At 58.3% G+C, this 12,356-nt stretch carries 10 protein-coding genes; 1 reads left to right on the top strand and 9 read right to left on the bottom strand.

Going from position 1 to position 12,356, the window contains the following annotated elements:
• Positions 1-6: 6 nt before the first annotated feature.
• The 8 genes from HUS57_RS08695 to HUS57_RS08730 form a co-directional block, all read right to left on the bottom strand.
• Complete coding sequence (locus HUS57_RS08695) at positions 7-1,404, bottom strand: NAD(P)(+) transhydrogenase (Re/Si-specific) subunit beta (RefSeq protein WP_173932783.1); 1,398 nt, start codon at positions 1,402-1,404, stop codon at positions 7-9.
• A gap of 102 nt (positions 1,405-1,506) precedes the next feature.
• Complete coding sequence (locus tag HUS57_RS08700) at positions 1,507-1,941, bottom strand: proton-translocating transhydrogenase family protein (protein ID WP_173932785.1); 435 nt, start codon at positions 1,939-1,941, stop codon at positions 1,507-1,509.
• Positions 1,941-3,284 (bottom strand): Re/Si-specific NAD(P)(+) transhydrogenase subunit alpha, encoded by a 1,344-nt coding sequence (locus HUS57_RS08705; protein ID WP_173932787.1) that lies wholly within the window; start codon positions 3,282-3,284, stop codon positions 1,941-1,943. The genes HUS57_RS08700 and HUS57_RS08705 overlap by 1 nt, the downstream gene beginning before the upstream one ends.
• Positions 3,285-3,354: 70 nt before the next feature.
• Positions 3,355-3,582, bottom strand: coding sequence for an aa3-type cytochrome c oxidase subunit IV (locus tag HUS57_RS08710; RefSeq protein WP_173932789.1), 228 nt, complete (start codon positions 3,580-3,582; stop codon positions 3,355-3,357).
• 160 nt (positions 3,583-3,742) lie between these two features.
• Positions 3,743-3,886 carry a DUF3096 domain-containing protein gene (locus HUS57_RS08715; protein ID WP_173932791.1) on the bottom strand — a complete coding sequence of 48 codons (144 nt, stop codon included), beginning with the start codon at positions 3,884-3,886 and terminating at the stop codon, positions 3,743-3,745.
• Between the two features lie 111 nt (positions 3,887-3,997).
• Positions 3,998-4,744 (bottom strand): hypothetical protein, encoded by a 747-nt coding sequence (locus tag HUS57_RS08720; protein WP_173932792.1) that lies wholly within the window; start codon positions 4,742-4,744, stop codon positions 3,998-4,000.
• Between the two features lie 134 nt (positions 4,745-4,878).
• Positions 4,879-7,188 carry an EAL domain-containing protein gene (locus HUS57_RS08725; protein ID WP_173932794.1) on the bottom strand — a complete coding sequence of 770 codons (2,310 nt, stop codon included), beginning with the start codon at positions 7,186-7,188 and terminating at the stop codon, positions 4,879-4,881.
• A 96-nt stretch (positions 7,189-7,284) separates the two neighbouring features.
• A complete protein-coding gene (locus HUS57_RS08730) occupies positions 7,285-10,764 on the bottom strand; it encodes an indolepyruvate ferredoxin oxidoreductase family protein (protein WP_173933252.1) in 3,480 nt (1,159 codons plus the stop codon).
• 331 nt (positions 10,765-11,095) lie between these two features.
• On the opposite strand from HUS57_RS08730, the gene HUS57_RS08735 reads away from it, so the two are divergent.
• Positions 11,096-11,959, top strand: coding sequence for a gamma-glutamyl-gamma-aminobutyrate hydrolase family protein (locus tag HUS57_RS08735; RefSeq protein WP_246727807.1), 864 nt, complete (start codon positions 11,096-11,098; stop codon positions 11,957-11,959).
• On the opposite strand, the gene HUS57_RS08740 is transcribed toward HUS57_RS08735, so the two are convergent.
• A complete protein-coding gene (locus HUS57_RS08740) occupies positions 11,908-12,312 on the bottom strand; it encodes a hypothetical protein (protein WP_173932796.1) in 405 nt (134 codons plus the stop codon). The two genes, HUS57_RS08735 and HUS57_RS08740, sit on opposite strands and share 52 nt — an antisense overlap.
• Positions 12,313-12,356: the final 44 nt, after the last annotated feature.

Genomic DNA, 12,356 nt, shown 5'->3' on the forward strand with positions numbered 1-12,356 from the left:
GGCAAGTCAATGCTCCATCGCCTTGACGATGTCTTCGGTCATCTTCTTCGCATCGCCTAGAAGCATCATGGTGCCATCCTTGTAGAACAGCGTGTTGTCGATGCCGGCATAACCGGAGCCGAGCGAGCGCTTGACGAAGAGGCAGGTACGAGCCTTATCCACGTCAAGGATAGGCATGCCGTAGATCGGGGAAGAGGGATCGTCGCGCGCGGCCGGATTGGTCACGTCGTTGGCGCCGATGACGTACGCCACGTCAGCCTGCGCAAACTCGGAGTTGATGTCCTCAAGCTCGAACACCTCGTCATAGGGCACCTGGGCCTCGGCAAGCAGGACGTTCATATGCCCTGGCATGCGGCCGGCGACGGGATGAATGGCATATTTCACCTCCACGCCCTTTTCCTTGAGCTTGTCGGCCATTTCGCGCAGCGCATGCTGCGCCTGGGCGACCGCCATGCCATAGCCAGGCACGATGATCACCTTCTGTGCATTGGACATCAGATAGGCGGCATCATCCGCAGACCCCTGCTTTACGGTTCGGTCTATTCCATCATCCGCCACCGCGGTGGTCTCGCCCCCGAAACCGCCAAGAATGACGGATATGAAGGAGCGGTTCATACCCTTGCACATAATGTAGGAAAGAATTGCACCTGACGAGCCGACTAACGCACCGGTGATGATGAGCGCCAGGTTGCCCAGGGTGAAGCCAATTCCCGCCGCGGCCCATCCCGAATAGGAGTTGAGCATCGACACCACAACCGGCATGTCGGCGCCCCCAATAGGGATGATGATGAGGGCGCCAAGAACGAGCGAAAGAATGACGATAAGCCAAAAAACCGTGTGGCTCTGGCTGACCACAAGGAGGATGATGAGCACCAGGAGCGCGATCCCGATGGCCGCATTCAAGGCGTGCCGCATCGGCAGGAGGATGGGCCTGCCAGACATGCGCCCATCAAGCTTCAGGAAGGCGATGACGGAACCGGTGAAGGTGATGGCACCGATTGCAACGCCTAATGACATCTCCACCAGAGCCTGCGCCTGGATGGCGCCCACAATGCCAATGCCGAAGCTTTCGGGAGAATAAAGCGCAGCGGCCGCCACCATCACTGCGGCAAGACCGACCAGCGAGTGGAATGCAGCGACAAGCTGCGGCATGGACGTCATCGGGATGCGCCGCGCGATCACCGCGCCAATCCCGCCACCGATGGCAAGACCGGCGACGATCAGCAGGAACCGGCCAAAGCTCGGCGTGGCAAGCGCCAGCGTGGTGAGAATGGCAATGGCCATGCCCACCATTCCGTAGATATTGCCCCGTCGGCTCGTGGTGGGGTGCGAAAGCCCCCTCAACGCCATGATGAAAAGGACGCCGGAGATAAGATAAAGGAAGGAGGCGAGATTTACGGACATGCTACTTCACGGCCTCCATCAGGCGGCTGGAAAATTCGACGACTGCAATTTCTGGATAAAACCTGAACGGAAGGTCAGGAAGGAAAGGCGCGTGCAAAGAACTCATCGTCCCGGCGAGTCCTTCTTTTTGTACATGGCAAGCATGCGCTGTGTTACGAGGAAGCCCCCGAAGATGTTGACGGATGCGAGCACCAGGGCCACAAAGCCAAAGCCTGCTGCAAGCCCGGAGGCAGAGATGCCGACCGCAAGCAGCGCCCCGACCACGATCACCGAGGAGATAGCGTTGGTCACCGACATCAGTGGTGTGTGCAGCGCGGGAGTGACCGACCACACCACGTAGTAGCCGACGAATATCGCCAGAACGAAAATGGCAAAGCGAAAGATGAAGGGGTCTACCATGCCGCCGGTCGCGCCATGCGCAAGGGCTCCTGCGGCTTCCGCAGCGCTCTCGGCTTCCATCGTCTCGAAAGCGGCGCGCACGCTCGCTGTAGCGCGCTCAAGCTGTTCGAGCGCCTGCTCCATGGCTGAGGTTTCCATCAGCTATCTCCACCCGTTTTGCGTCTAGCGGTTTTTCTGGCGGTGCTTTTGGCGGCATCCTTGGCACTGCTCTTGCCGGACGCCTGTTCGGAGTTGGTTTTCTCTGCAGTCTTCCGCCGGCGCGGCGCCCGCTTCGGCGCAACCTCAAGTCCGGGTTCGGTACCGCTGGCCGCCTTCACAACCTCAGGGTCATCTGCCGCAGGTTTGACTGCCTCGGCAGCGCCGGCAAAATCTGGGTGCACAATCTTGCCTTCATGGGTAAGCATGGTGGCCTTCACCAGCTCGTCGTCCGTGTTCAGGGAGAGCTGCCTGGCATCCTTGTCGAACAGTGTCTCCAAGAAGGCAAAGAGGTTGCGCGCATAAAGAGAAGAGGCGGAGGCCGCAATGCGTCCAGGCACATTCAGATGGCCTATGATCTTTACGCCGTTGGCGGTTGTGATCACTGCGCCGGGAGCAGCTCCTTCAACATTTCCGCCACGCTCGACGGCCAGGTCCACGATTACAGAGCCGGGACGCATGGACTGCACCATTTCAGCAGTCACGAGGCGCGGCGCGGGACGCCCGGGAATGAGAGCCGTCGTGATTACGATGTCCTGCTTGGCGATATGGGCCGCAACCAGCTCTTCCTGCGCCCTCTTCTCGTCTTCGGTAAGTTCACGGGCGTAGCCACCCTGACCGGAAGCATCCTTGAGCGCGTCCGTCATAATGAACTTGGCCCCGAGAGAGAGCACCTGTTCACCCGCCGCCGCGCGGACATCCGTGGCGGTGACCACCGCGCCGAGCCTGCGCGCGGTGGCGATTGCCTGAAGGCCAGCCACGCCAGCACCCATCACGAACACCTTGGCTGCGGGAACCGTGCCTGCGGCCGTCATCATCATCGGGAGCGCGCGATCATACTCCGCCGCGGCATCAATGACAGCGCGATACCCGGCTAGATTCGCCTGGCTCGAAAGAACGTCCATCACCTGCGCACGAGTGATTCGCGGCATGAACTCCATGGCAAAGGCCGAAACACCCGCCTTTGCCATGGAGTTAATTGCAGCGCCAGCCTGATAAGGATCCATGGTGGCGATGACTATCGTGCCGGACCTGTAACGTGAGACTTCGGCGTCAGCCGGCCGGCGAACCTTCAGCACCACATCCGCTTTTGTCGCGTCCGCAGCCTTGCCGATCGATGCGCCCGCCGCTTCAAACTCTTCGTCCGTAAACCGCGAACCAAGACCTGCACCGGCTTCCACCACGACGTTAAGCCCAAGCCCCACCATCCGCTTCACTGTGTCTGGAGAGGCCGAAACACGCAGCTCCCCATCCAATTCCTTGGGCACGAAAACGGTCTGTCCCACCTTGCAATCCTTGTCGTTGGGAACCCCCTCTACGATCCGCGGCAGCGGATCGCCACGTTCACCCCAGTCCTTAACGCAGGATCCAGGTGCCGAGAGCGCAGATGATGAGGAAGAGAATGGTGCTGGAGATAAATCCGGCCGACGTGAAGAAGCCGAAGGCCATTGCGATCAGGATAGCGCTGACCACAAGCGAGGAATATTTGATAATAGTCAGGAAAAGCTTGTAGGTGCGCTCGTGTTCCGCATAGTCCATTTCGGCACCTGTTTCAGCCGGACCGACCGATATGTCATCTGCCATCGCGTAACCCCCTCGGGATTGAATTTGCAAGGGCAATAGCGAAAAGCACGGTGAAGGGCAATGGGCGCATGGACGCAGGCTGCAAGGAGAAAGGATTGATTGGGGAAGAGTTCCCGAGATTACAATCGTAATTTTGCATCAAGCATCCGCATCTTGCGTCTTAGCCCAGCAGATTCGGGAAAAGACCGATCAGGCCGACTATGATGAGGTAGAAAGCAACGATGTAATTGAGCAGCCGGGGCATGATCAGGATGAGAATACCCGCAATCAGCGAGACAAGCGGCGCAAGGGCTATAGTGTTCATGAAACCTCTTCCTGCTCTCTTCAAAAGATCGAGGGCTGAACATGCCCCCAGTGTCCACAATACTCGTGACGGGCGAAAGATCCCTTCTTCCGCGAGCGGCTGAAGGTATGCTCAGGCGGCTCGCTTCTGGTACTTTGCCGTCGGCAGGATGGTAAGCGGCGCAAGCTCCCCATTCTTTGGCCGCTCGAACAGCATCCTGCGCTCAAAGGCGGTGGAGCGAAAGAATGGAAAACGCTCGATCGTGTTCTCCATGTTTTCCGAGCATTTCGACTGCAGGAGGTGTACGGGCACCGTCAGGCCTGGATAGTTGCGCGCATCGGTAGCAGGAACTGAGCGGAAGATGCGCTGGTAGAATGCGGAATGCTCTTCCTTGATGGCCGTCAAGCAATAGGTCGGGGTGAAGTACTTGCAGGCCAGAACGGCCAGACGGAGAGTGACATATGGCAGAACGCGCAATGTCCGCGACCACTCGGCGGCGGCAGCAAAACGGCTCGGATCAACGAAACTCTCCCCTGCCTTGATTCGCGGAGCGAGGACATCGTCAAAAACCTCGCTGCTGGGTGAAACTGGCATGGAGGCATCCACGTAATGGAGCCGAATTGTGCTGACCAGGATGCCGTCATAGTAAATGCCGTAACGGAAGGCATTCGGCAGGTCATCGAACTGGTCGGTAACCATGCGGGCTGCATCTTCCCTGACCATGCCCGCGGATAGATACGAATCATAGCGCAGGCGATAGATGGCTTCGAGGTCTTCACCACTTTCGCAGAAACGGTACTCCGTCCTCTCCAGAACGCTCAAGACCGTTCTGACAAATGGAGACTCTGCATCGTGCGATGCGGTCGGATGAACAGACATTTGCGGACCCCTAGAGACTTTACCGGCACGATACTGAAAGCATTTAGTTCAAAAAATATAAAAGTTATCCGAAATATCTAAAGATCATCAGGGTCAAAAATACAAAAAAGCTCTGGGGGTTGGCCTCGGGATGTTCAGTGCTGTGCGGAAATCCTGCGGACCTGGAAACTGTCGTCGACCGACCAGACAGTGTTCGACATCGTCTCGATGCCTGAAGAGGAAAGCGCTGCGCCGAAAAGGAAGCCTTGCACACGATCCGGCCTGATCGCTTCACCGAGCAGCTTAAGTTGCTCGAAAGTCTCCACACCCTCGACTGTCACTCCAAGCCCAAGATTACGCGAAAGCTCCACCACGCCCTTGAGAAGCTGGCGGGAGCGCATGTTTGCTGTGATGTCGTGCAGAAAGCTTCCATCGATCTTGACCCGGTCGAGCGGCAATGTGTGCAGGTAGCTAAGGCTGGAGTAACCAGTACCGAAATCATCGAGAGCAATACGGATCCCGAGTTGCTTCAGCGCCTCGATGTGGCTGCGATTGGACGGGCGATCATCCAGAAGCGCCGTTTCCGTCACTTCTACTTCGAGCCTGTGAGGCTGCAGCCCAGACTTGGCCAGCGCACCGCGTACCTTGTCGACTACCGCTCGGCTGTGGAAGTCCTTGGCAGACAAGTTAACCGAGACGCTGAGATGGTCGGGCCAGTTCATGCACTCCTGGCAGGCCGCATCGAGTACCAGCGCGCTAATCTCCGAGACTAGGCCCATTTCCTCCGCAAGAGGGATGAAAACGGAAGGGGACACCGGACCTAATTCTGGATGATCCCAACGACAAAGCGCTTCGCAGCTTGTGATGCGCATGCTTTGCATGTCCACGATTGGCTGATAGACCACCCGCAGCGCCTTCGCCTGAATGGCACTGCGCAAGTCTGCCTTCATGACTTGGCGGTTGCGGAAGGCAGCGTCCATTTCGGCCTCGAAAAGACGCCATCCGTTCTTGCCCTGTTCTTTCGCGCTGTAAAGGGCCAGGTCGGCTTTCACGGTAATGCTGTCCATATCGTGACCGCGCACGGGCACCACAACGCCACCCCCGCTCACCTGAACCCTGAGGGCGTGGCCAGCCACGTCAACTTCGCCTTGCAGTTGCGAAATAATGGCCTCAAGCTGGCTCCTGAAATCTTCCTCGTCCTCGACGCGATTGAAGAAGATCATGAATTCGTCGCCGCCAAAACGACTGATCTTGACGTTATCGTTCACAAGCGACGAAAGCCGTTCGGCAACCGAGTAGATCAGTCCATCGCCCACCGGATGCCCGAGCGTATCATTGATGCTCTTGAAATCATCCAGGTCGAGAATCGCCGTCCCACACAGCCGGCCCGGGTCGCCGCTCTGCATAAGTTCGGTGATCATTTCGTGGAAATAAGCCCGGTTAGGCAGATTCGTCAGACTGTCGAAGCGGGCCATGTAGCGAATCTTCGTCTCGGCCGCTACACGCTGAGTGACCTCATCGAACGTGAGGACCCCGAGTTCATCCTTGCCTTCCCGAGCGGAAAATTCATAGTAGCGGCCATCCGTCAGCTTCAACAGGACCTTGCGACCCCGCCCTTCCTTGAGGGCGCGCGTCAACTGCGCCTCAGCGAACTGATAATCCCCGAAGGTCAAAAGCTTACCGGCGACTGCCCGTAGCAGCAGCGCCTTCAGCGTACGACCGAGCAACTGTTCGGACGAGCGAAATCTGAGGGTTTCCGCAGCCTGGGCGTTGGCAACCACGACACACCCCTCGGGGCTGAACATCACGAGTCCGTGCGACATCGTGTTGAGCGCACGATCGAACCGCTGCGCGAGTTGCCTTGCGCGTTTGCGGTCAAGAACCGCCGAGAAGAGGATCCTGCGCACGTCGGCTGCACTGCCATTGATGATGGCAATGAAAGGCATGATAAGCAGGCCGAGAACGACATGAGCAATATCACCGCGCAGAAAAAGCCCAAGCGCTATTGGCCCGATCATCGTGGTGGCAAACAGCATCACCATCCGCGGGGAGCCGTAGTTTCGGGCAACGACTGTCACCAGCGAGCCCATATTGATAGCCAGCGCGCCGAGTTCTGCGAATGGATGAGGGTAGATATAGATCGAGGTGAATGCGAAACCGCCGAGTAGCAGCCCCTGAAGACTCCCCTTGAGAACGTAGTCGAACTCCCACTTACGTGCCGTTTCCAAATCGAGCTCATCCAGCTCTTTCCGGCTACGGCGCAAACCGGTAAATCTCCAGAAGCCGATTGCAACGAGCACCGCAGCGAACAGCCCGTAAAGGGGGTGGCCGGTTTGCTCATAAGCCATGAGCGCCACCAGCATATGGCAAAGCGCTCCAACTAGCAGCGTGTGGCGCCGCTCGAACAGTGACCTGACGAACTGAATGTAGACGTCGTCGGGAACGTCACCAGCGCGATGAACCATATACTCCTTCCCACCTAGGCAAAGATTTTAGTGGTGTGATCTTAAGAAAAATTGAAGCAATGCAGAATCATCATGGCTGGATACCATGGTGGGAGCCTATTCAGCAGCCTGCAATAACGAATGAGGCTTGTTGCTTTCGAACCGGGCCAATAATCGTCCGCGTTCCTCCTCGGCATTCCTGACGCTGGCTTGCTTGACATGGCCAAACCCGCGAATCAGAGTCGGCACCGACGCGAGCGCTAAAGCAGCCTCTACCTGTCCCGGCGCCAGCGACCGTTCAATCATGTCGAGATCGGCCTCATACCGCATAAGAATTTCTCGCTCCATACGCCGCTCGGCGGTATGGCCGAACGGGTCAAAGGCCGTCCCGCGCAGGCGCTTCAGGCGTGCAAGAATGTAGAAGGCCTTCATCATCCAAGGGCCGAATTTCATCTTCTGAGGTTGCCCCGAACTGTCGCGCCGGGCAAAAGCAGGGGGGGCGAGGTGAAACTCGAGCCTGTCATAGCTTTCGAACTCGCTGGCGAGCTGGCGCTGAAAGCTCCCATCGGTATAAAGCCGCGCCACCTCATATTCGTCCTTAATGGCCATGAGCTTGAAAAGGTTACGTGCGGCCGCTTCAGTCACCGCCGTCGAGCCTGGTATCGCCTTAGCCTCCGCGGCCCGAAGGCGCATGATGCGGGCGCGGTAGCGCTCGGCATAGGCTGAATCCTGGTAGTCTGCCAGATAAGCCGTCCGCCGCGAGATGATCTCGTCCAGATCCTTCGCCATTGGCTCTGGGGTTGAAAGTGCCGATCGCGCTACCAGGCCCTGGACATGCTCGGGTGCATGGGCAGCCCTCCGTCCCCAGCGGAACGCTGCAATGTTCATGGAAACAGCCTGACCATTAAGCTCGATGGCCTTCTCGACCGCCTCCGCGGAAACTGGCAGCCCGCCTAGCTGACATGCCATCCCCAGCATGAACATATTGGCCGCGATCGAATTGCCGAACAGGACCGAGGCTGCTTGGGTGGCGTCGAAAAAATATGCCCTGCCCTCGCCTGCCGCGTCACGAACGGCTTTCTTGAGCTGTTCGACCGGCAGCGAGAAGTCAGCGGAGCGGGCAAAAACGCCCGGCATTATCTCCGCCGTATTGGCCACGACCAGGGTATGTCCCTGCCGGATTGTGGCAAGCACCTTGCGGGCGCCCGAAACGACCAGATCGCAGCCGAGCACCAAATCCGCTTTTCCGGCCGCTACGCGAATTGAATTTATTTCGGCCGGTGAGGAAGCAATGCGAAGATGCGAATACACCGCCCCACCCTTCTGAGCGAGGCCCGCCATGTCGATAACTCCCGCGCCCTTTCCTTCCAGATGCGCCGCCATGCCGAGAATGGCGCCGATGGTAATCACCCCCGTGCCGCCAATGCCATTGACAATGCCGGACCAGCCAAGATCGTCGAGCGGGAAAAGCCTCGGCTCCGGAATGCCGGCCAGGGGGACGATATCGCTAGCCATACCGTTACCAAGCTTCCTGAGGCTTGCACCATGCACGGTCACGAAGGAGGGACAAAATCCCTTTACGCAGGAAAAGTCCTTGTTACAGCTTGACTGATCAATGCGCCGCTTGCGCCCGAATTCAGTTTCTACCGGTTGCACCGAGATGCAGTTCGACTGAACGCCGCAATCGCCGCACCCTTCGCACACCAGTTCATTGATGATCACCCGCATGTCAGGATCAGGATAGGTGCCGCGCTTGCGCCTGCGGCGCTTCTCGGCCGCGCAGGTCTGGTCATAAACGAGAACGGTGACACCCTGCGTATCTCGTAATTTGCGCTGCACTACATCGAGATCGTCGCGGTGATGGACAGTCGTTCCAGCCGGAAACCGGAATTCTCCTTTATATTTTTCCGGGTCTTCACTCACGACGGCGATACGCTTCACGCCTTCGGCCCGCACCTGCTCCACGAGCTGGCCCAGCGACAGACCGCCCTCGAGCGGTTGGCCACCCGTCATGGCTACGGCATCGTTATACAGAATCTTGAAGGTGATGTTGGAACGGGCGGCAACGGCGAAACGGATCGCTAGCGAACCGGAATGGTTGAAGGTTCCGTCTCCGAGATTCTGGAAGATGTGCTCGCGCTTTGAGAAAGGCTGTTGGCCAATCCACTGCACCCCCTCCCCGCCCATGGCGGTGAAGCCAATCGTCCCGCGATCCATCCACAATGCCATGAAGTGGCAGCCTATGCCGCCGCCAGCGATGGAGCCTTCAGGCACGCGGGTGGAAGTATTATGAGGGCAGCCCGAGCAGAAGTGGGGCACCCGCGAGGCCACGTCCTTTGTCTGTGCAAGCATCGCCTGAAACTGCTGCAACCGAGCGACATGGCCGGCGATCTCCTCGGAATGTCCGATGACCTTGAGGATGCGCTCACCTATTGTAATGGCGATTTCATTGGGATCGAGCGTGCCGCTGACCGGAAAGAGCTTCTCACCACATTCATCATTCTTACCGATAATGACGGGATTGTTGGGGGTGCCGTAGAGGTTCTCGCGGAGTTGCGCCTCAAGCAGGGACCGCTTTTCCTCGACCACGATCACCATTTCCAGCCCGCGCGCGAAGTCTGCCACGTGCTGGTAATCAAAGGGCCATGGACAGGCAACCTTGAAAAGCCTGACGCCCAATGCTGCGGCGCGGATCTCGTCGATTCCCAGATCGGTCAGCGCCTGGCGAACGTCAAGGTAGCTCGTGCCAATGGTCACGATGCCAAGCTTGGGCCTCGCTCCGCCGGAGAAGACGATACGGTTCAACCCGTTTTCACGCACAAAGGCCGCCGCTGCCGCGCGCTTATAGCGGTGCAGCCGCTCCTCCTGGGCGAAAGGACCGAATTCGTGGCGGATATTGAGGCCGCCTGGCGGCATGTCTACCTGGGGAAGGACGATGTTCAGCCTTTCTAGTGCTACGTCCACGGAGGCCGTCGATTCGATGTTGTCCTTCACGCATTTTATGGCCGTCCAGGTGCCGGCGAAGCGCGAAAGCGCGTAGCCGTAAAGGCCATAGTCAATAAGTTCCTGCACGCCAGCGGGATTGAGGATAGGCACCATGGCGTCGACAAAGGCGAACTCGCTCTGGTGCGCTACCGTGGAGGATTCGGCGGCGTGATCATCGCCCATCAACGCCAAAACGCCGCCATGCCTGGAGGAACCTGCTAGGTTGGCATGCCGGAAAACGTCACCCGTCCGGTCGACACCTGGCCCCTTGCCGTACCACAGGGAAAAGACGCCGTCATAGCGCCCCTCACCCAAAAGTTCCGTCTGCTGGGAGCCCCAGCAGGCCGTCGCTGCCAATTCCTCGTTGAGGCCTGGTTGGAACACAATATCGGAAGCGGCAAGCTCCGTGCCGGCCTTCCACAATTGCATATCGATGCCCGCCACCGGCGACCCGCGATAGCCTGACACAAAACCAGCGGTGTTAAGCCCCGCGCGGCGGTCTAGTTCCCGCTGCATGAGAAGCATGCGCACGATCGCCTGAGCGCCGGACACAAAGATGCGTTCCTTGGAAAGATCATATTTGTCGCGGAGCGAGACTTCATGAAGCGTCACGGTAATTTCCTCCTCGACGGTTTCTACCGCCGACAGCGATCGCTTCGGCACGCGTGGGACTCAACCGCGATAAACAGACAACGGTTCCCGCACCGAAGCTGCCGGCACCTTTGGAGTCACAGACAGTTTTCCCCCGCAACGCTTCAACGTCAAACGAAATCGGGTAGCGGCAAAAAAGAGCAAGAGCCGCAGCCAATAGACGCAATCTTAAGACATTTTGTTAGCAAAACTAGTATCCTCACGCATGCTTATACATCCTCACCGTTGCATCTGGAATCCCAACCTGGGCGCAAGACTTGGAAAGGCAGGGGACCGGAACTAGATGTAAGGCATGTCCTATTCCCAGAGAATCATACAACCACTCGTCGCCGTATCAACGGACGTCAGAGAGTTCGAGAAATATACGTGGCACGCGACTCCGGAGCAGTACCTGGAGGCAGCCGTTTCGGTCGCAGGCGTTCTCCCGTTACTTTTGCCCTCTTTTGCAGACAGGCTCAATTTTGACTGGCTCCTATCGTCCGTCGACGGCGTATTGCTGACCGGATCGAAGTCAAACGTGCACCCTGGCCTTTATGGCGGTGTTGCTGACGAGAAGAGCGGCCCTTATGACGAACGGCGGGACGCAACGACCATTCCGCTCATTCGCAAAGCTATAGAGAAGGGGATACCGCTCCTTGCCATTTGCCGCGGCATTCAGGAGCTGAACGTAGCGCTTAGCGGCACGCTTGCGAACGACATTCAGGAGCGTGATGGGATAATGGACCACCGGGCTCCTCAAAGCGACAGCCAGGACGAGCGCTTTGCCATCCGCCACCCGGTTACCATCAATCCGGGGACATGCCTTGCCGATATACTCGGAACAAGTGAAATCTCGGTTAATTCCGTCCACCGCCAGGCAGTGGAGAGACTCAGTCCGAAACTGCAGGTGGAAGCCACGGCGCCAGACGGGACGGTGGAGGCTGTCTCGGTAAAGGGGGCGCGGGGCTTTGCACTGGGCGTCCAATGGCACCCAGAATATTGGGCGGCTACAGACTCACCGTCGCAACGCCTCTTTGCTGCATTCGGTGATGCTGTTCGTGCCCATGCTGAAACGCGCTTGGCAGGCGCTCGAGCGCAGGAGAGTGGCCGAAATAACGGAGAACCCTACTTCGCGGTGAGCGCGACAAGCGGCGCCACCGGTCGCAAGGATTCGTAAGCCACCCCATCGGCCGCAAAAAATTCCACGATCGGCCTTCCGTCAGCCGCCACGAAGGTCACACCGCCGCTTGCATCCTGGCGCCAGTAGCGCGCCTCCGCCAAGCGGGGCATTAAAGCAATGCATTCATGATCCAGGTCTAGCTCGGCACGAAGCGCGTTGGCACCGCCATGGCGCACAACCGTGCAACTGCCCTCGCGTCCTGAAACCTGTAGCTGATAGGCCAGAAGCGCTTCCTTGTGCTCCTGGACCTGTTTCGACACGGAATGCGTGGGGTTCTCATTATCGCCAAGTATTGCGAAGGAAGCCGCTCCGAGAAGACCCAATGCGGTTAAGAATGACAGTCCCTTCATTAAAGACCCCTCGCTCGTTAACTGAGCCAGACTGAGCACCCCCC

This window comes from Chelativorans sp. Marseille-P2723 (assembly GCF_902809845.1).
GTDB lineage: Bacteria > Pseudomonadota > Alphaproteobacteria > Rhizobiales > Rhizobiaceae > Chelativorans.